The 18,903-nt window shown below is 44.8% G+C and carries 18 protein-coding genes and 1 pseudogene; 5 read left to right on the top strand and 14 right to left on the bottom strand.

Annotated features, from left to right (window positions below; genetic code table 11):
• Window positions 1-32 precede the first annotated feature (32 nt).
• The 3 genes from ACYX4W_RS07805 to galE all read left to right on the top strand — a co-directional run bounded on the left by ACYX4W_RS07805 (window position 33) and on the right by galE (window position 2,989).
• Window positions 33-1,553, top strand: a complete 1,521-nt coding sequence (locus ACYX4W_RS07805) for a peptide MFS transporter (RefSeq protein WP_476075197.1) — start codon at window positions 33-35, stop codon at window positions 1,551-1,553.
• A gap of 114 nt (window positions 1,554-1,667) precedes the next feature.
• Window positions 1,668-1,970, top strand: coding sequence for a DUF6170 family protein (locus tag ACYX4W_RS07800; RefSeq protein WP_474808384.1), 303 nt, complete (start codon window positions 1,668-1,670; stop codon window positions 1,968-1,970).
• Complete coding sequence (gene galE / locus ACYX4W_RS07795) at window positions 1,967-2,989, top strand: UDP-glucose 4-epimerase GalE (protein ID WP_474853921.1); 1,023 nt, start codon at window positions 1,967-1,969, stop codon at window positions 2,987-2,989. The genes ACYX4W_RS07800 and galE overlap by 4 nt, the downstream gene beginning before the upstream one ends.
• Before the next feature lie 188 nt (window positions 2,990-3,177).
• Here the strand turns inward: galE and ACYX4W_RS07790 are convergent, their stop codons facing one another.
• The 10 genes and pseudogenes from ACYX4W_RS07790 to ccmA all read right to left on the bottom strand — a co-directional run bounded on the left by ACYX4W_RS07790 (window position 3,178) and on the right by ccmA (window position 11,538).
• Window positions 3,178-4,122 (bottom strand): MlaA family lipoprotein, encoded by a 945-nt coding sequence (locus ACYX4W_RS07790; RefSeq protein WP_476075196.1) that lies wholly within the window; start codon window positions 4,120-4,122, stop codon window positions 3,178-3,180.
• A 2-nt stretch (window positions 4,123-4,124) separates the two neighbouring features.
• Window positions 4,125-5,414: a c-type cytochrome biogenesis protein CcmI gene (ccmI, locus tag ACYX4W_RS07785; protein ID WP_476075195.1), complete on the bottom strand. Its 1,290-nt coding sequence runs from the start codon at window positions 5,412-5,414 to the stop codon at window positions 4,125-4,127.
• The gene (locus ACYX4W_RS07780) at window positions 5,411-5,962 is read right to left on the bottom strand and encodes a cytochrome c-type biogenesis protein (RefSeq protein WP_476075194.1); all 552 of its coding nucleotides are present in this window, start codon (window positions 5,960-5,962) and stop codon (window positions 5,411-5,413) included. Before ACYX4W_RS07780 ends, ccmI begins: the two co-directional genes overlap by 4 nt.
• A 2-nt stretch (window positions 5,963-5,964) precedes the next feature.
• A complete protein-coding gene (locus tag ACYX4W_RS07775) occupies window positions 5,965-6,621 on the bottom strand; it encodes a redoxin family protein (protein WP_476075193.1) in 657 nt (218 codons plus the stop codon).
• Entirely contained in the window at window positions 6,621-8,678 is a 2,058-nt protein-coding gene (locus ACYX4W_RS07770) for a heme lyase CcmF/NrfE family subunit (RefSeq protein ID WP_476075192.1), read from the bottom strand. The genes ACYX4W_RS07775 and ACYX4W_RS07770 overlap by 1 nt, the downstream gene beginning before the upstream one ends.
• Before the next feature lie 3 nt (window positions 8,679-8,681).
• Window positions 8,682-9,176: a cytochrome c maturation protein CcmE gene (ccmE, locus tag ACYX4W_RS07765; RefSeq protein WP_476075191.1), complete on the bottom strand. Its 495-nt coding sequence runs from the start codon at window positions 9,174-9,176 to the stop codon at window positions 8,682-8,684.
• Window positions 9,177-9,249: 73 nt separating this feature from the next.
• Window positions 9,250-9,459, bottom strand: a complete 210-nt coding sequence (ccmD, locus tag ACYX4W_RS07760; protein WP_476075190.1) for a heme exporter protein CcmD — start codon at window positions 9,457-9,459, stop codon at window positions 9,250-9,252.
• 1 nt (window position 9,460) lies between these two features.
• Window positions 9,461-10,249 (bottom strand): heme ABC transporter permease, encoded by a 789-nt coding sequence (locus ACYX4W_RS07755; RefSeq protein WP_476075189.1) that lies wholly within the window; start codon window positions 10,247-10,249, stop codon window positions 9,461-9,463.
• The gene (ccmB, locus tag ACYX4W_RS07750; protein WP_476075188.1) at window positions 10,249-10,914 is read right to left on the bottom strand and encodes a heme exporter protein CcmB; all 666 of its coding nucleotides are present in this window, start codon (window positions 10,912-10,914) and stop codon (window positions 10,249-10,251) included. Before ccmB ends, ACYX4W_RS07755 begins: the two co-directional genes overlap by 1 nt.
• Window positions 10,914-11,538 (bottom strand): annotated as a pseudogene (gene ccmA, locus ACYX4W_RS07745) (cytochrome c biogenesis heme-transporting ATPase CcmA). Before ccmA ends, ccmB begins: the two are co-directional and overlap by 1 nt.
• A 259-nt stretch (window positions 11,539-11,797) precedes the next feature.
• Here ccmA and fliK point away from each other — a divergent pair.
• Window positions 11,798-14,359 carry a flagellar hook-length control protein FliK gene (fliK, locus tag ACYX4W_RS07740; protein ID WP_476075187.1) on the top strand — a complete coding sequence of 854 codons (2,562 nt, stop codon included), beginning with the start codon at window positions 11,798-11,800 and terminating at the stop codon, window positions 14,357-14,359.
• Between the two features lie 11 nt (window positions 14,360-14,370).
• Window positions 14,371-14,688 carry an EscU/YscU/HrcU family type III secretion system export apparatus switch protein gene (locus ACYX4W_RS07735; protein ID WP_476075186.1) on the top strand — a complete coding sequence of 106 codons (318 nt, stop codon included), beginning with the start codon at window positions 14,371-14,373 and terminating at the stop codon, window positions 14,686-14,688.
• A gap of 60 nt (window positions 14,689-14,748) precedes the next feature.
• On the opposite strand, the gene ACYX4W_RS07730 is transcribed toward ACYX4W_RS07735, so the two are convergent.
• The 4 genes from ACYX4W_RS07730 to ACYX4W_RS07715 form a co-directional block, all read right to left on the bottom strand.
• A complete protein-coding gene (locus ACYX4W_RS07730) occupies window positions 14,749-15,945 on the bottom strand; it encodes an ABC transporter permease (protein ID WP_476075185.1) in 1,197 nt (398 codons plus the stop codon).
• Window positions 15,929-16,750, bottom strand: coding sequence for an ATP-binding cassette domain-containing protein (locus tag ACYX4W_RS07725; RefSeq protein WP_476075184.1), 822 nt, complete (start codon window positions 16,748-16,750; stop codon window positions 15,929-15,931). Before ACYX4W_RS07725 ends, ACYX4W_RS07730 begins: the two co-directional genes overlap by 17 nt.
• Window positions 16,751-17,055: 305 nt before the next feature.
• The gene (gene recA / locus ACYX4W_RS07720) at window positions 17,056-18,102 is read right to left on the bottom strand and encodes a recombinase RecA (protein ID WP_179982559.1); all 1,047 of its coding nucleotides are present in this window, start codon (window positions 18,100-18,102) and stop codon (window positions 17,056-17,058) included.
• Between the two features lie 120 nt (window positions 18,103-18,222).
• Entirely contained in the window at window positions 18,223-18,762 is a 540-nt protein-coding gene (locus ACYX4W_RS07715; RefSeq protein WP_476054842.1) for a CinA family protein, read from the bottom strand.
• Window positions 18,763-18,903 lie beyond the last annotated feature (141 nt).

Raw genomic sequence — 18,903 nt, 5'->3', positions numbered from 1 at the left:
AACCATAAGCAATATGGAATTAAAATATAATTATGAAACCATCTAACGATACTAGCTTTTTCGGCCATCCAGGGGGCCTAAGAACGCTATTCTTTACAGAAATGTGGGAGCGCATGAGTTACTACGGCATGCGCGCGCTACTTGTTCTTTTCATGACAGCAAGCTTACAAACCCAAGGGTTAGGTTTTACCGTTGCAACGGCTGGCGCTATCTACGGCCTATACACTGGCGCGGTATACTTTTTAGGGTTGCCAGGTGGTTGGCTAGCTGACCGCTTAATTGGTGGTAAGAACGCCGTATGGTACGGCGGTATTATCATTTTCGCAGGTCACGTAGTGCTTGCGATAGACTTACAAAATTTATTCTTTGTCGGCCTAATTCTTGTGGCTTCAGGCACTGGCTTACTTAAACCCAATATTTCAGCCATGGTCGGTCAGCAATATGGTGAGGATGATGGCCGTCGTGACAGTGGCTATGCGCTGTATTACATGGGTATCAATATAGGTTCACTCATCGCCTACCTAGTTACCGGTTACTTACAGGAAAATTGGGGCTGGCACTATGCATTCGGTGCAGCTGCTATTGGTATGGCTATTGGCCTAATTCAATATTACTTCAGCAACCGTTCGTTATCGGCTGATTCTGTGGCACCAGCCAACCCATATCAAGGCGCGGCTAAACAGCGTGCATGGATGGGCGTATGGGCAGTAGTTGCACTCGCAGTTGTGGTTATTGTACTTGCGCACATGGGTACCATCGTTATTGAGCCTGTTGCCCTTGCTCAACAGGTTGCCGTTGCCTTTACGGTCATCTTCTTCCTTTATTTCGGCTTTATTTATTTTAAAGGCCAACTAAGCGACAACGAGAAGAAGCGCATGTGGGCGCTGTTCTTAGTTTGTGTTGCATCAGCCTGTTTCTGGTCTGGTTTTGAACAGGCTGGCTCTTCACTCAACCTATTCGCTCAGAACTATACCGACCGTGTACTTGAAAGCGGTTCGCTTATTACGTCCCTATTCGGAATGGATGCAATTCCAACCGTATGGTTCCAGCTTTCAAACTCGCTATTCATTATCATTTTGTCGCCTTTCTTCGCCGCCCTTTGGATTAACCTTGCTAAGCGAATGATTGACCCGTCGTACACCATCAAGTGTGCTATTGGTATCGTTATCATGGCATCGGGCTTCTTAGTAATGTTTATGGCGTCACAATACGCTGCTCAAGGCCTTAAAGTTGCGCCTATGTGGCTTGTTACAACATACTTCTTGCATACTGTTGGTGAGCTTTGCCTAAGCCCAGTTGCACTAAGCGCCGTAAGTAAGCTTTCGCCTAAGCGTTTTGCAGGACAAATGATGGGGGTGTTTGTACTAACCTACTCTATCGGTAACATTATTGCTGGCCTGCTTTCTGGTAACTTTGATCCAGAGAAGGTTGAGCAGATGCCAGACCTGTATCTTCAAATTGCCCTATTCAGTATAGCTATTGCTATCGTGATTGGTTTAATGAGCTTTAAGTCTCGTTTCTGGGAAAAAGCAGGTATTGAAGAAAAAGCGTAATTTATTGTTAGCATGTTTTAAGTGTTAACCAATTACCCTACAATAACCGCCGCGACGTAACGTTCCGGCGGTTTTTTTATTTAAGGTTTCGAAATAAAGGCTTAGAGCAAACCTATGAAGTTTTATTTTTCTACAAGAGACATTCCTGCCTTACAAGGTCTTCCTTTAACAGAGCGCGTTAAGTTGCTCGACAAGGCAGCTAAACGGCTTACGGTTCCAGAAAAGACCTTACTGAATGTTCTAAAGCTACTTGTTATCGTGCCTGTGTTTGCTCTTATTCTTCAAACCGCATCAAATTGGACCTCGTTACTCTGGGCTTTTGTGGTATTTTTAGTTTATCCATTGGTTATAAAACCTATTCAATATTCCATATGCGCTAAATACATTGCGCAACCGTCTAGCAAGGAGAATGCATGAAGACCATCCTAGTCACTGGTGGTGCCGGCTATATAGGTAGCCACACAGTTCTACAGTTACTTGAACAAAACTACGGCGTTGTCGTACTGGACAACCTAGCCAATTCAAGTGCTGAGTCGTTGCGTCGCGTGGAAACACTGACGGGCAAATCGGTGACATTTGTGCAAGGCGATATTCGCGACACTGCTGTTTTAGATGACATCTTCAGCGAGCATAACATTTATGCTGTTATTCACTTTGCCGGTTTAAAAGCCGTTGGCGAATCTGTACAAAAGCCACTGTCATACTATGAAAACAACGTGTATGGCACGCTAACGCTATGTAAAGCTATGCAGAAGCACAATGTGAAGAATATCGTATTTAGCTCATCTGCTACGGTTTACGGCGACCCAGCATCGCTACCGCTACGCGAAGATATGGCTACAGGCCAACCGACAAACCCTTATGGTATGTCTAAGCTAATGGTTGAACATATGCTTAGCGATCTTTACGTATCGGACAACGAATGGAACATAGTATTACTTCGCTACTTTAACCCAGTTGGCGCGCATGAGTCTGGCCAAATTGGTGAAGACCCTAACGGCATTCCAAACAACTTAATGCCTTATATCTCTCAGGTAGCCACCGGTAAGCTAGAGCAACTAAGCGTATTTGGTGATGATTACGATACTGTTGATGGCACTGGCGTTCGCGACTACATCCATGTTGTAGATCTTGCAAACGGTCACTTAAAAGCGCTCGATCGACTTAACCTAAATATGGGGCTAGATAAATACAATCTAGGTACGGGTCAAGGCTATTCAGTCATCGAAATGATTAAAGCTTTCGAAAAAGGTTCGGGTAAAACTGTGCCTTATAAAGTTGCTCCACGCAGAAGCGGTGACGTAGCAGCCTGTTATGCCGACCCAACTAAAGCTGCCACAGAGCTCAATTGGCATGCAGAAAAAGGCTTAGAAGACATGTGTGCAGACACATGGAATTGGCAATCGCAAAACCCAATGGGCTATCCAAAGGACTAGCTTGGCGTTTGAACGCTGCCAATAGGCTTATTCACATACTAAAAAGCCATGCTGTCGAGCATGGCTTTTTTGCGCGTATATATCGCTAGGCTGGCGTTGAGGTTAAGGTCAAGGTTTAGATTAGATAATAATAAATACCCCCTGGCCCCCGAACCTTATCCAACTTCGTTTTATTTATTACTCTTTCTCTATTTGCCGTCTTTCGACTTCGAGTCTTTTTCTTTTAGCTTAGCTTTTTCACTGTCATCAGCTGACGCATCTTCTGAATTTGTAGGCTCGTCGACAGCTTCCTCTGACGCTTCTTCATAGCTATCAAAGTCATTGCCTTCCAGCATTGCTTCAAAATCAGCAAAGTCGTCTAGCTGCTCATCATCAATAGCTTTATCGCCGCTTTTTCCGTCGGTAACGCGAAACTCCAAGTTTTCAAAGTAAGCATTTTTCACAAAAGCATAGTCATCAACGGACTGCTCTAGTTGCGCCTCTTGATCAAGTAATTGAGCTCTTGTTTCCAGTACCGAAATACCAATGCGCGCTAAGTTTACGGAACCTTCGAGTAACGACATTGGAAACGCAAAACCGTCAACATAATCACCGGTAAAGCTTCGCGGATCGCTTGGGCCTAAAAAGGGCAGCATTAAGAAAGGCCCTGTATCAACACCCCACACAGCCAGAGTTTCACCAAACTGCTCGCGTTTACGCTCAATGCCAATTTTTGACGCGACATCAAAGGTGCCAACTAACCCTACTGTGGTGTTAATTAAAAAGCGAGCCAAGCTATCTAAGCCATCATCAACCTTGCCTTGAAACATATTATTCAAAAAGTTTGCAGGCTCTTGTAGGTTATCCGTGATGTTCACCAAACCAGTTCGTGCAGGCTGAGGCATCACGGTAACGTAGGTAACTGTGATAGGGCGTAAAATATAGGCATCCAATACATCCCAGTTGAAGTCCCAAATCTCGCGGTTAACCGGTTCAAGGGGATCCCGTGGGTCCGATGTATCCACTACAGCCTCGTTTGACCCAGCGTCTTGAGAATATGCTTGAGCCTGATCTTGAGTATGGTTACTCGCACAGCCACCTAGAAGACTTGCCGCAACAATCAAGCCGGTTGCGAGTGATTTAGACAGTTCCATACTTATAATTCCTTATCAATAATAACGCTTAGTGAAGATATTTCGTTGGCAGTAACGCTTGCACTCACACTCCCCTGCCATTCACCTTTCGAAACTGCCACATTACCATCTTCCGATAGCCTTGCGGTAACCACTACATCAGAAAGCGCAGCTAGCGTAAATTGTTGCATCATAGCGTTTTCGGTAGTTAATGTTACAGAGACCGGAAAGTCTTTTATTGGCAACTTAACCACTGCAGCAGGCATTCTATTATCTGAGTTGGCATCTTGAGCAAACACAATTAAAAAGCCTTCTTTAGGCGCGCTTACTTCAGCGTTGTCGGACAAGTTAACGGTGATAGTAAAACCGGTAACGGCTTCCTTGTTATCGCCTTGTACATCCGTCTCATCCGTAGGTTTTGCATCCGAGCTTTGTAACGCTACCATTTCACTGGTATTTCCTTCTAGCTCTTTTATACGTGCAACCAAACGCTGGGCCATATCGCTATCTGCTGGCAGTTTGCCTTCAACTTGCTGATAAAAACGGCGAGTATTATTAAGATCACCAAGTTGAGCCGACACCACTGCCATCATAAGCGCGAGATTATCATTCTCAGGGTTATCATTAAGCAAGCCTAATAAGATAGATTGCGCACGTTCCAAGTTATTTACATCACCCGTGGTCATTAAAGCCTGAGCAAGTGTAATACGATTAGCTGAATTAGAAGGTGCCAAGCTCACAGCTTTATCAATAGCCTCAATAGCCTGCACTTCTTGCCCAACACTCAGCATCAATCTGCCAAAATACATCCAGCCTGTATCGTCTTCGGGCTCTTCTCGCAAACGCTGGCGTATAGCTAAGGAAAGGCTTGCGATATCTTGCTGAGTCAAATTGTTCGCGTTACCGCTGGCAAGTTGCTGACTCAGTTCGGGTAGCGCTTCAATAGACTGCTGGGCTCTCGCAACACGTTCCATCTGGTTAACCTGCGAATACACAATTGCTCCACATAACACAGCAAGTAGACCACCTATTGCCAGTGGCAATTTAGCGTTACCGGTTTTGTTTTGGTGAAATGCACTTTCATCCACTAGCGCCAGTTTAAGTTCATCAACCGCCTGACGCTTGTCGTGCTCACTAATAAGCCCTTCTTGCACCTCGCGGTCAAGTTCAGCAAGGCGCTGCTTAACAATTTGCGTATTGCTTAAACTGTCTTGTTTTGCGTGATTTTTATTGCGAAGCCATGGAAAAGCGACAATTAAAAGAACAAGCGTGATTAAGCCTGAAACAATAATATAAAACTCAGACCAACTCATTCTTTCTCTTGCTCCAACATTTTGTCTGCTTTGGCTAACTTAGCGGCCATATCTTCAGGTGGCGTTACCGATTTCCGGCGAATTACAACCAACAAGGCAATGAATATAAACAATACGGGGCCAGCCCAAAGCCAAAGTGTCGCAGCCGTAACAGGCGGTTGGTAATGTACAAAGTCGCCATAGCGCGACTTCATAAATTCAATGACTTCCTGCTCTGTTTTGCCCTGTTTGAGTAAGGTGTATACTTTTCGGCGCATGTCGTGGGCAATCATGGCGTCGCTATCTGCAATATTCTGGTTTTGACACATTGGGCAACGCAGTTCAGCGGTAAGTTTTAAAAAGCTCTCACGTTGCGCTGAAGTGTCGAAGGTAAATTTATCTTCAGCGGCGTGTACCGAGAAAGCGCCAACTATCAGCAAAAGGGCAAAAACACTAGTCACTAGCGTTTTATAAACGGAAAAGTTAATAGTTATATTGTGAGCAACATGCACATCTGTATCAACCTTGTAGGCTCTACAAGGTATATGAGTAGCATTTCTAGCTAACATCCTCACTCACCTCCTTGAACACTTTGGCCATCACTCATTACAGCATCAACGTCCACTTTCCTATCTTCACTTACTTTGCCAGACGCTTCGGCAACAAGCTTATTGTAAAGCGGCCCAACTTTTGAATTCCACACGCGCTCGTTAATATCGCCTATATGATGCATGCGAATAATGCCTTCAGCGTCGATAACAAAGTGTTCTGGCGCTCCTGTTACTCCAAGGTCGAGCGACGTATCGCGATAGACATCAAAAATATTATACGCGTAAGGGTTACCGTAACGGCTGAGCATGTCGGTAACTTCTTGCTGAACACGGCTCAGTGTTTTTGTGCCAAAGTCTGGGTCTAAATCCTGGTCGAAATACAACCCCACAATGTGAACATTTTGCTCGTTCTTAAGCTGAGTAAGGTACGGCATTTCGACAGCGCAGGTCACGCACCATACACCCCATACATTTAAGATAGTCACCTTTCCTTTTAAATCTTCTGGGGTATAGGTAATGTCTGGCTGCATAAGATCTGGCAGTGAGAATGCAGGTAACGTCTTATCCTGAACTTGAGAGTCTAGCTCTCTAGGGTCAGAAAAAAGCCCTTTAAATAAGAAAATAACCAGCAAAGAAAACAGCACCAATGGAATGGCAACAAGTGGAGCTTTTTTCATTATGCGTCCCCTTTCACTGAAGCATCAGAAACAACAGGTGCTTGCTCATTACCTGTCGACGAGTTCGCGTCATTATTGCCACCAAATACTCGCTTTATCTTTTTCACCTTAGCCATACGATAACGCTTGTCACTAATGGAGAAAATGCCGCCTATCGCCATTACTACCGCGCCAGCCCATAACCAGATAACAAACGGTTTAATGTAAATACGAATGGCCCAAGCACCTTTGTCTAACGGTTCTCCCATGGCAATAAATAAGTCTCGTGCTAGGTTTGAATGGATAGCCGCTTCCGTCATTGGCATGCGCTGAACTATATACAAACGTTTCTCAGGCTCTAAATGCGCTATTAATTCGCCGTTTTTATAAACGTCGAATACGCCCTTGTCCGCGTCAAAGTTCGGTCCTTGTACTTTACGTACGTCTTTGAAATTAAAATCATAACCACCTAAAGAAACGGTATCGCCAATGTCCATGCGAACATCCCGCTCCATTTCGTAGTTTGAAACAAGGGTAATACCAATGATACAAATGGCAAAGCCAACGTGGCCCAACACCATGCCCCAGTGGCTTGGCGTAAGTTTGCGAAGTTTAGATAGTACCGATGCATTATCAGAGCCACTTGAAGGCATAGCTGATAAACGCTGCATGACTTCTTGCACTGTGGTGACGAGGATCCAAAACACCAACACCATTCCCAGTACACCCATGTAAGTTGGTTCGTCGTAGGCAAAGTTCACTAGCACACCTGCACTTAGCGCAATTCCACCTGCAACCAAAAGTTGTTTTTGCAGTTCGCTCGCTTTTTGCTGCTTCCAACGTGTTAGCGGACCAAGCCCTAGCATCAGTACAAAGGGCACAATCAACAAGGTGAACATTTGGTTAAAGAATGGAGCGCCCACGGAAATACTGCCTAAGCCTAACTCTTTGTGTACAAGTGGCAGTAGTGTACCCAACAAGACAACCAGTGTTGCTGCGCACAAAAAGACATTGTTGCCCATCAACAGCACTTCACGGGAAAATGCTTGATAGCGGCCAGGGCTTTTAAGCGAAGCCGCACGCATGGCATAAAGCAGCAACCCAAAACCGCTAAGTACAATCAATATGCCTAAGATGAACAAGCCTCGAGTAGGATCGCTTGCAAAAGAGTGCACCGAAACGATGACCCCGGAACGTACTAAAAAGGTACCTAATAAACTCAAACTAAATGCGGCAATTGCAAGTAGCACGGTCCATGATTTAAACGCCTTTCGCTTTTCGGTCACTGCCAGCGAGTGCATCAGGGCCGTACCTACCAACCAAGGCATAAACGAGGCATTTTCTACTGGGTCCCAGAACCACCAGCCGCCCCAGCCAAGTTCGTAATACGCCCACCAGCTACCTAGTGCAATGCCCACTGTGAGAAACGCCCAGGCAGAGATAACCCAAGGCCTTGACCAACGCGCCCAGGTTGAATCTAACTGACCAGAAATAAGCGCCGAAATAGCAAACGCGAAAGCGACAGAAAAGCCTACGTAGCCCATATAAAGCATAGGCGGGTGAATGATCATACCAAAATCTTGCAACAGCGGATTAAGATCTCGCCCATCTACAGGGAAAAACGGCAGCATGCTGTTAAAAGGGTTAGAGGTAAGCAGCATAAATAAGTAAAAACCAATGCCAACCATGCCCAATACCGATAGCACCCGTGCGACCATAGCAAGTGGAATACCCTTGCTGAATATCGCCACTGCCACTGTCCAGATTGAAAGCATCAATACCCACAGTAGGAATGAACCTTCATGACCGCCCCATACAGCGGTAATTTTATAGTAAATAGGAAGCCGGCTATTTGAGTGCTGTGCCACATAGGCCACACTAAAGTCGTCGGTGACAAACGCATAGGTCAAGCACACATAGGCAATAAGCGTAAACGTAAACAAGCCAATGGCTAACGGTTTGGCCGTTGCCATTAACGCTTCGTGCTGACGGTGAGCCCCCCATAGAGGATAAACTGCTAATAAAATAGACAATACCAACGCTAGCGTTAGCGCTATATTTCCAATCTCAGGCACCATAAATTATTTGCCTCCAGTGCCGTTAGACGACTCGTAAGAAGGTATACTGTCAGGTTTAACGTGTTTAATGCCTTTCATTTTTTCTGCCAGCTCAGGTGGCATGTATTCTTCATCGTGTTTAGCAAGTACTTCCTGCGCTTTGATATTCTTCTCGCCGGTAAGTATCCCCGTTGCCACAATGCCCTGACCTTCGCGGAACAAATCAGGCAAGATACCTGTATAAGTCACGGTAACCATTGGACCAGTATCGATTAGGTCGAAGCTCACAGCCAAACTCTCTTGATCCCGTTTCACACTACCAGGTACCACCATACCGCCTATACGAAGACGCTGGCCTACTTGTGGTTTTTGTCCATTTTTGCCTTCAATAATTTCGCTGGGCGTATAAAAAAGGTCAATACTGTCGTTTAGAGCGTAAAGCATCAATCCAATTGCACTTACTACTAAAAAACCGATAATTCCTACTACGGTCAATCGCTGCTTTCGTCTCGGGTTCATGCAACTCTCACTTCGAAAAAACTAATAAACGATAAAAACGCAAATAAATGCCAAGTTAACTTTTAACGTTAAACTAGGCGTTGTTTTGCTGTTGCTGTCGCGCTTTTTTAATGCGCACTTTGCGTTCTTTTTCCACCACCACCTGCTTTAAAAGGCCGCGATGCTTTATAAAACTTTGTACGGCGATTATGGCCATTGCCACAAAAGTAACGCCAAACGACAGCCATACGTAAAACGCATAGCCACCCATAGCTAAAAAATCGGCAAAGGACTCAAACTGCATCTTAATTGCCCTCTTTCTCAAATGTACTTGCCGTATCGCTTTGATGCTTTGACATTGCTTTCATTGCCAACGCTTGTACCCAAGGCCTGTGCATTTCTCGTAATACAATTTCGTTGCGTAGACGCACTGTGGTTACAGCACCAATAAAGAAAGCAAAACCCAGTAAATTAATTAACAGCGGCCACAACATTTCAGGCGCAATCGAAGGGTTGTCAAATTTACTGATTGTTGCGCCTTGATGTAACGTGTTCCACCACTCTACTGAGTAGTGAATAATGGGGATATTTACAACACCAACAAGAGCCATTACGCCTGCGGCTTTACCAGCCTGCTGTTTGTCTTCAAATGCTCCGTAGAGGGCTATAACTCCCATGTACAAGAAAAGCAGAATAAGCTCTGACGTCAGTCGCGCATCCCACACCCACCAAGCGCCCCACATAGGTTTACCCCAAGCGGCGCCAGTGAAAAGAGCGATAAAGGTCATTACTGCGCCGATAGGCGCCAAAGCAATCATACTCATGTAAGCAGTGCGCCACTGCCAAACCATACCCACCAAGGCCGCAATTGCCATAGCAACATAAGTTCCCATAGACAAAATAGCGCTAGGCACGTGAATGTAAATAATACGAAACGAATCACCTTGCTGATAATCTTGGGGTGCAAAGGCAAGCCCCCATACAGTGCCTATACTCAAACACACTAAAGCACCAACCCAAAACCAAGGCTGTAAAGTTAAACAAAGCTGGTAAGCACGCTCTGTTTTTGCGTAGGGGTGTAACCACTTCCACATTAGTTTTGACTCACTTTTAAAGAATACGCGATGGCAAACGGTGCCAATGCCGCAGCCAATAAAAGCATGGCGGCAATAATAGCAAGTTGCGCATGATAAGGTAATTGCAGTGCGGCAGAATCCACAGCCGACGTGGCAAATATCAGTAAAGGAATAAAGACAGGGATAAGTAGTAATGCCAACAGCACCCCACCTTTTTGCAATCCGACGGTAAGTCCTACCGCAATAGCACCAATTAGAGAAAGTAGCGGCGTACCCAGCAGCAACGTTAAAACAAGCGCGATATACATATCTACTGTCAAATTCAAAAACATCGCTAATAAAGGGGAAAGCAAAAATAAGGGCACGAAGCTAACCAACCAATGTACGGTCACTTTCACCGCGCTTACCGCTGGCAACGCCATACCAGAAAGCATGTATTGCTCTAACGTACCATCTTGAAAGTCATCGCGAAACAGCCTTTCCATCGCCATGAGCGAAGATAAAATTGCCGCAATCCAAATTACCCCTGGCCCAATGCGCTGCAGGGTATCGGGAGACGGACTAACGCCTAACGGAAACAAAGTCACGACCATGGTTAAAAACATCAGTGGTTGCACCAATTCCGCTTTTTGCTTGAACGCAATCTGCATGTCGCGCTTAAAAATACCTTGATAAAGTGACATTAGAAGCGGTACTCCAAGTCGAATACACGGTGTTCCCCAGCGGTTTCTGAAAGGGGTTGATGCGAAGTAGTAATGATGAGACCGCCGCGACCTACGTGCTCTTTCATGCTAGTTTCAAGCATGTGCACTCCTTTTACATCAAGTGCTGTAAAGGGTTCATCTAATATCCACACCTTTGCTGGCTTAAGCCATAGTCTTGATAGCGCTACACGACGTTGCTGACCTGCCGACAAATACCTAACAGGCACGTCTTCAAGACCAACTAACCCCACTTTTTCTAATACGTTATATAATGTATTAACTGGCACCGATACCTTGTGCTGAGCTAACCAGAACGACAGGTTATCTAATGCCGAAAGGCTTCCATTAGTGCCGCTTTTGTGACCTAGATAAAGGAAGCTCATGGTAATAGCCTGACTTGTCCTTAGATACGTCTGTTCCTTGATAAAAAACAGTACCTAAATCAGGTGAACTCAGTCCTGTGAGAATGCGAAGCAAGCTGGTTTTCCCCGCGCCATTAGGTCCACGCAAATACAGCAATTCACCAGCACTAACGGCAAGTGAAAGACCTTCAAAAAGGGTTCTGTCTCGTTTGCTGCATGTTAACCCGCGCGCCTCTAACACTGCCTAGCTACTCCAACGTTCAGAAGAGGTTATAAAAAATGGCGCTAGTCTACCACACGAACGCTTTTTCGCAGTCGTGAATTCCAATTAAATATGATTTACTTCAACGACAAAGACATTTTCATTTAAGTTCTCTTGCCTTTAATGGGAAGCTTTTCTCTTTTCTATTGGTGGCCATGCGTAAATTGGAAACAGCGCTTAATAGCTTTGCTATACTTTAATTAGTAAGGAAAAGCGCCACCGTGCCGATATTACAATCATGACAACACCATTATCATCACTATTGGCAGCCGCTTCGAATCCATCTTCTGGCTCGGCTTCAGCATCCTTATCACAAGCAGGAAAAGTAAACGCTGCGGCTCAAGGGCAAAAAGGAAGTACGTCTCCCGCTATTACTAATGCCACACTGTCTCAGGCTGCCGCGTTAGATAATGCGGCAAAAGTAATAGTTGAACGCTTGCCCGAACGGGTATTAGCGATAAGCGCCCCGGTAAATAATATTCCATCAAGTAGTGCTGTTTCAGCTTCACAGACACTAAATATTGTTTTACCCGCCGAGACAGATGCAAAACTGCCAAAACAAGTAATTAACAATGCTCAGCTTGCACTTTTGCCTCAAAGTACTCTACCTGACCAATCTGGTGCTCAGCGTGCGGTACTGCTTTTTACAAATTCCTCGCAAAAGAACGCCGAACTAACGCTCTCCGATAAAGCAGATTTGTTCAAAGCCGTGGCAAAGGCGCTCGCTGCAAATAATGCTGCCGTGACCCTTAAAGGTGAACTCGCTATTTCAACAAAAAGCGAGAGCTTCGGGCAGCTTCAAATTAACACCTCCAAAAGCGACGTCCTGCCGCTTAACGACATTAGTACTGAAAAGCTTGATAGCACTGCTAAAACCGCACTTCAAAAGCTGCTTGGTCAGCAAGTTGTCTTAAGGCTAAGTAGAGAAAGTAATGGCCATATCACACTTCAGATTTCTCAGGGAATTTCTAAAGCAGGCAATGACCCAAGCGTTAACGCCGGTAATCTCGCCATCATTACACACAAAAATATAAGTGCTAATTTACAACAGCAGGTTATCGCAAGTTCGATTAGGCAAGGTGGCGTTGCCATTGAACACAATTCTAATAACCCTCCAAGTCTTAATGCTATTATAAAAAGTTCAGGCATCAACCCCGGCGCATTGAAAGCTGTATCTGCGCTAACCTTGATTGATAGCAAACTTTCCATACGTACAGTGCAACAAAGTCCGTTATTACAAATAAGCTTGCCTCAGAGTAGCTCATCTTCCTTAGCCATTCCCTCTTTAAACGCAGAGCAGGTAAACAAACTCGACCTGTCACAACTTCCAAAAGTAAACGCAAAAGGGGTCGAGACTGTCTCAGATAGAGGTGTAGGAAGTATCACATCTACTGTCGTACACATTGATAAAGAAGCCCCCACATCACTTAAAGGCTCGGATGTGCACAGGGCGATCACCGCCCTTTCTCGAGTCTTACTAAGCCAGACGGGCAATACAAACCAAGCGTTAAGCCAACTCGTCACTATTGTTGAAAATGGAAAGTTATCGCAAGATGGCAGTGCGACCAAAGTACCTGAAGTACAGTATATTGATAAAATATTGCAGCAGCTAAAAGGCCTTGATGCCCTTAACGCCAAACCTTCGCAAGCCAGAGCTATTAATGGTGACTTTATCGGGCCTCCTAAGCCTACTATTGAGCAATTGATGGCGGCGGCAAATGCGTTAAAGCAGTCGAAGACCAATGGGTCTGAAGAAACGGTGGGAATCCAAGGAAAGGATAGTGGAGGTAAATCGCCCTCTGTAGCACAGGTTTCACTTGCCTCCCTAGTTCAGTCCCTAAGCACACAAGCAAAAGGATTATCGAATAGTTTACTGAGTAGTATTGCTCAACAATTGACTGCTATACAAAGTAAGGGCGCAGAAGTCCCTCCTATTATTTCTGATACCGATAAGCCTCTTGCTGGAGTTAAAGCGAGCGAAAGCTTCATGGGAGAGAGCGTAAATACTACCAGTGACGTTAATGGCGGACCTAAAAAACTCGCACTAGACATGAACGACCAAGGTTTATCCCAACGCTTGCAGCAGCTTATCTCAACACAAGCCTTGGTGACGACTCCAATTAATTTGACATCGCCTGTAAGTTCATCAAGTTTCGTACAAGGCATGGTTGCGTTAGTTCAGCTAGCGCTAGCAGGCCGTGCCATGCAAAGACAGCCTAGCTTAAAAACCCAAATAGATGCACCCGACTCTATCGTTTCTAAGACGCTATCGAATATGGGAGTGACCACCCAACCAAGTCGTGTTAGCCAAGACTTGAACCAGTTAGACGGGCGACAGCAGTTGCTTTCTCAACTTAAAACCTTACTAAGCAGTCATCAGCAAAGTAAAGTAGCGAGTGTCGATTCCCGTATTCAAGGACAAGATAGTTTCTATTATGTGTTACCGTCGCTTTCACAACATCACAGTCCGCCCGAGCTCTTGATAACTCGAGACCAAAGCGGGCAACACAATAAACAAACACAGGCGGGTCAGCGCTCGCTTTGGAATATCACGATGAAGCTAGACATTGGCGATAGCGGTCAAGTATTGGCGAAGTCAAAGATCGATAACGACACGATTAACTTAGACTTGTATGCATCAAACGATGAAGTGCTCAGGCGTATTGGTGATACGCTACCCTACCTGCATAAACGCCTTTCCTCTCTCGGACTTGTGGTTGAAAACACAAGTTACCAGCGAGGCCATATTCCTGAAACGTTAAACACACGCCCTCATCAAATATTTGAAACTAGGGTATAGGTAGAAGGAGTATGACTGATTCTCAAAAGACAAAACGCGCTATTGGCCTAAAATACGATGGCGGCGACAAGAAAAATGCGCCGAAGGTAGTATCTAAGGGGTATGGAGACTTAGCTGAGGCAATAATCGCCATGGCTGAAGAAACTGGGATATTAATTCACGAAGACCCTTACTTAAGCGACGTCCTTGCTACCCTTGATGTGGGGCAAGATATCCCTGAATCGCTTTATTACGTCATCGCGGAACTTCTTGCTTACTCGTATGTTTTACAGGGGAAAATTCCTCCTGGGTGGGAAGGTATTATCAAACGGGTAGATTTTGAAGTGTGAGGGTAAAAAAAGAGCCCGCGTTAAGCGAGCTCTTTTGCTATTTACTCAATACTTTTCAGATTATCTAAACAGTACTTTTTCTTTGTTGAACCAATGGATACAAAAGAAAATAAGACCTGCCGCGATGACTGCCGTAGACGTAAATATGCCAAATAGCGCGAAATAGTCCATGGTACCTTTAAACAGTTCTTTCATAGCAAGGGCAACGTTCGTCAGCGGTACCCAAACCCAGCCACCTTTAAGCTCTACGCCCGGCATCATCGCAATGATTACGGGGAAGATAACCACCATAATCAGTGACCCCATGTAGCTTTGCGCTTCTTTAAAAGAGCGAGCATAAATAGAAAGCGATAACAATACCGCCGCAAATACTGCGACCACAGGCACTAACATCAAGAATATCAGTAAGAAGTCTACAAGACCTATCATTGACATGATCTCTACCACAAATTCAACGGCCATGCCTTGGGATAGCACTAGCCCCCATATGGCCATGGAAGACACCGTTATTAGCGCAGTAACAATGCCTGCGGTGGCTACCGTAAAGAACTTACCCAATACCAATTTGTGGCGATCCATTGGCGATATAAGTAAGGTTTCTAAGGTACCACGTTCTTTTTCACCTGCGCCCAAATCTGAAGCTGGCGCCATTGCACCTTGTAGGCACAAGATGAATATAAAGTAAGGCAGCATACCGCCTAAACGTTCACCCCACACTTCGCGATCATCCGCCACATTTTGCTTTTCTATTTTGATTGGTTTTAGTAAAGCCTCTTGCTGAGTTTCGTCAAGGTTTAGCTGTGCAAACGCGCTTTGCTGAAACGCGTCTGTATATTCATCAATAATATCGGAAACACGCCCCATAACTTTGTTAAGGCCTGCATCATTTAAATAAAGCTGAATCTTATGTTGCCCTGAACTTAATACGTCACTATCGAAACTCTCTGGTATAACCAACACAAAGTCCAAGGTTTCGTTTTTAATGAGTTTGGCATAGTCAGTCTCATCGCCAATCGCAACCGATTCGAATTTATCAGAGGCACCGTTAAAAGACTGTACAATTGCTGGCGCATAAGCTTCACCAACTATCGCGTATTTCAACACTTCATTCTCTGCTTTATCCGCCGCTGAACTCATGAAAAAGAACGCGACACCGAAAATAGCTGGGAATAATAAAAGCGGTAAACCAATCATAAATATGATGGTCTTTTTATCCCTTAATAGCTCTTTGAACTCCTTTTTAAAGATTAACCACATTGCCCATCTCCTCAGAATCCATTGAAAGTGTTTTTAGGAAGCTTTTATGCATTTGCCCTGCCTCTCCACCATTACCGGAAAGCGCACTAAATGCAGCAAGCGAATCGTTAAATACCGTTTCACCTTGGTTAATCACGGTCACCTTATCGCAAAGGGTTTGCACCTCATCAAGATGGTGGGTAGAGAAGATTACCGGTGTACCTTTATCCTTAAGACGTTGAATGAATTCCATTACCGTACTGGTTGCCATAATATCAAGGCCAGTTGTAGGCTCATCGAGAACCACCAACTCTGGTTCGTGAATAACCGCACGGGCAATCGACACTTTTTGTTTCATGCCTGATGAAAAATTCTCCGCTCGTCTATCAAGGAAGGTTTGCATGTCGAGCAAATCAGCTAACTCTTCAATACGTGCATTAATTACATTTTTTGAAATGCCGTGTAGCTCACCGAAGTAGCTAATATTTTCACGCCCACTTAAACGGCCGTATAGACCTGTTGAACTGGAAAGAAAACCAATTTTCTTTCGCGCAATGTTGGGGTTAGAAAGTACGTCCTCGCCACCTATAAGCACTTTACCGCTGTCGGGTTTAAGCGCTGTTGAAAGCATACGCAAAGTAGTGGTTTTACCTGCGCCGTTAGGCCCTAGCAGTCCCAGAACCTGACCTTTTTCGCAAGTAAAAGACACATCCCTTACTGACTGAAAATAACGCCCTTTTAAACGCGGGTCCTTCTTCTCTTGTTCGCTAAGCTTTTTCGGGTTCTCCACCGTAAAGCGTTTAGCGAGACCTGATATTTCAATCATTCCCTTTTCCCTCTTGATGTAAGCTATTCTCAATATTAATTGTTGTTTAAGGCATTGTTTGCTGTAGCCGCAAATTTTCCTTATTTATATTCTGAAACGTTGAACCTTGGAAATACACCAAAAGCCAACCTTTCTTTGTAGTCTTCGCTTATCGTACTTTATTACAGCATTCCCTGTTTTTATTTTTTGTACAAGTTTCAAGCGGATATTAAGTGTTAGTAAATATTTCTTAATATACCCTATGTAGCAAGGGCATAAAAAAACCCACCTTTCGGTGGGTTTTTAAGATACTTGTAAAACCTATCTTATTCAGGAAGTACGTCGTCTTCGCCCTGTGGCAATGCTTCTTCAGCCTGCATGGTTTTAGAGAGCAATAGCTCTTGACGGATCTTTGTTTCAATCTCATTAGCCGTTTCAGGGTGTTCCTTAAGGTACTTCATTACGTTCGCTTTACCTTGACCAATGCGGTCGCCCTTGTAGCTGTACCAAGCGCCGGCCTTATCAACAAGCTTCTGCTTAACACCAAGGTCGATAAGCTCAGCTTCTTTACTAATACCTTCACCGTAGCGGATCATAAACTCGGCTTGCTTAAACGGAGGCGCAACCTTGTTTTTCACTACCTTAACGCGAGTTTCGTTACCTACTACCTCGTCGCCTTCTTTCACTGCACCGATACGGCGAATGTCTAGACGAACAGAAGAGTAGAATTTAAGCGCGTTACCACCAGTAGTGGTTTCAGGGTTACCGAACATTACACCGATCTTCATACGAATTTGGTTAATGAAGATACACAGCGTATTAGAGCGCTTAATGTTAGCCGTAAGCTTACGCAACGCTTGCGACATAAGACGTGCCTGAAGACCAACGTGAGAGTCCCCCATGTCACCTTCAATTTCCGCTTTAGGTGTAAGCGCCGCTACCGAGTCAACGATAACAACATCTACTGCACCTGAACGTACTAGCATGTCGCAAATTTCTAGCGCTTGCTCACCAGTATCAGGCTGAGATACCAATAGTTCGTCGATGTTTACGCCAAGCTTTTCAGCGTAAACTGGGTCTAGGGCGTGCTCAGCATCTACGAACGCACAGGTTTTACCTTTCTTCTGCGCTTCAGCAATAACCTGAAGTGTTAGCGTGGTTTTACCTGATGATTCTGGCCCGTAGATTTCAACAACACGTCCACATGGCAAACCGCCTATACCTAGAGCGATATCAATGGTAAGTGAGCCAGTAGAAATCGCTTCAATGTCCATGGCTTGGTTATCGCCTAAGCGCATGATAGCGCCTTTACCAAATTGCTTTTCAATTTGGCCAACTGCGGCGGTTAAAGCTTTTGATTTGTTATCGTCCACGTATATATCCTCTAGGATTTGCGGTTAAATTCTGTTTTGGTACTTTCCATATTTTGTATGAAGTTACCAAATAATGATCACATTCTATACTGTACAAGCATACAGTTTCAACCAGTGTTTTTAATTTTCACTCAACATTTTAATTAACTGAGTAATAGCAAAGCTAATAGCGTGTTGCCGAACTTCGTCGCGATTGCCGCTGAAAACCTGTTTGATTTGCGCTTCTTGCTCTCCACACAAAAAACCAAACCACACAGTGCCCACCGGTTTTGCTTCGCTGCCACCGCCAGGCCCGGCGATGCCACTTACGGTCACAACTAGCTGAGCACCACTATTGCGTCGCACGCCTTCTGCCATTTCTTTTACCGTTTGCTTTGACACTGCACCATGTTCTTTAAGCGTCTGCTCGGTAACGCCTAATATGCCTTGCTTCGCATCATTCGAGTAGGTCACCCAAGATTGATTAAACCAGTCAGAGCTTCCCGAAACACTGGTGAAAGCAAAAGCAATCCCACCACCTGTACAGGATTCTGCACTAGATACACTCCAACCTTTTGCTCTAAGTGCATCTCCTAGTGCCTGAACTTGCGCAGATAATGCGCTATCAAGCTTTAAAGGGCTGGCGTTTACCGTCGAATCAGTTGAAAATGTTGTGCTCATTTGGATATACCTAGTTACACCTGTTGTGCTTTATCAGATCTTCGCTTGATCTTAGTGGGCGTGAGTTTATCATTTATTCCCCTTAACAGGCATTAAACCCAGCAACAAATTCATAGAGGCATTTTTTTGGAATCACATACT

The organism is Alteromonas sp. ABH4_454, from assembly GCF_056311775.1.
The sequence above is the reverse complement of the archived record's forward strand: the minus strand, read 5'-3'. Positions and strand labels throughout refer to the sequence as shown.

Coding starts and splice junctions, on each gene's coding strand:
- ACYX4W_RS07805 (WP_476075197.1), top strand. CDS start 33: ATGAAACCATCTAACGATACTAGCTTTTTCGGCCATCCAGGGGGCCTA.
- ACYX4W_RS07800 (WP_474808384.1), top strand. CDS start 1,668: ATGAAGTTTTATTTTTCTACAAGAGACATTCCTGCCTTACAAGGTCTT.
- galE (WP_474853921.1), top strand. CDS start 1,967: ATGAAGACCATCCTAGTCACTGGTGGTGCCGGCTATATAGGTAGCCAC.
- ACYX4W_RS07790 (WP_476075196.1), bottom strand. CDS start 4,122: ATGGAACTGTCTAAATCACTCGCAACCGGCTTGATTGTTGCGGCAAGT.
- ccmI (WP_476075195.1), bottom strand. CDS start 5,414: ATGAGTTGGTCTGAGTTTTATATTATTGTTTCAGGCTTAATCACGCTT.
- ACYX4W_RS07780 (WP_476075194.1), bottom strand. CDS start 5,962: ATGTTAGCTAGAAATGCTACTCATATACCTTGTAGAGCCTACAAGGTT.
- ACYX4W_RS07775 (WP_476075193.1), bottom strand. CDS start 6,621: ATGAAAAAAGCTCCACTTGTTGCCATTCCATTGGTGCTGTTTTCTTTG.
- ACYX4W_RS07770 (WP_476075192.1), bottom strand. CDS start 8,678: ATGGTGCCTGAGATTGGAAATATAGCGCTAACGCTAGCGTTGGTATTG.
- ccmE (WP_476075191.1), bottom strand. CDS start 9,176: ATGAACCCGAGACGAAAGCAGCGATTGACCGTAGTAGGAATTATCGGT.
- ccmD (WP_476075190.1), bottom strand. CDS start 9,459: ATGCAGTTTGAGTCCTTTGCCGATTTTTTAGCTATGGGTGGCTATGCG.
- ACYX4W_RS07755 (WP_476075189.1), bottom strand. CDS start 10,249: ATGTGGAAGTGGTTACACCCCTACGCAAAAACAGAGCGTGCTTACCAG.
- ccmB (WP_476075188.1), bottom strand. CDS start 10,914: ATGTCACTTTATCAAGGTATTTTTAAGCGCGACATGCAGATTGCGTTC.
- fliK (WP_476075187.1), top strand. CDS start 11,798: ATGACAACACCATTATCATCACTATTGGCAGCCGCTTCGAATCCATCT.
- ACYX4W_RS07735 (WP_476075186.1), top strand. CDS start 14,371: ATGACTGATTCTCAAAAGACAAAACGCGCTATTGGCCTAAAATACGAT.
- ACYX4W_RS07730 (WP_476075185.1), bottom strand. CDS start 15,945: ATGTGGTTAATCTTTAAAAAGGAGTTCAAAGAGCTATTAAGGGATAAA.
- ACYX4W_RS07725 (WP_476075184.1), bottom strand. CDS start 16,750: ATGATTGAAATATCAGGTCTCGCTAAACGCTTTACGGTGGAGAACCCG.
- ACYX4W_RS07715 (WP_476054842.1), bottom strand. CDS start 18,762: ATGAGCACAACATTTTCAACTGATTCGACGGTAAACGCCAGCCCTTTA.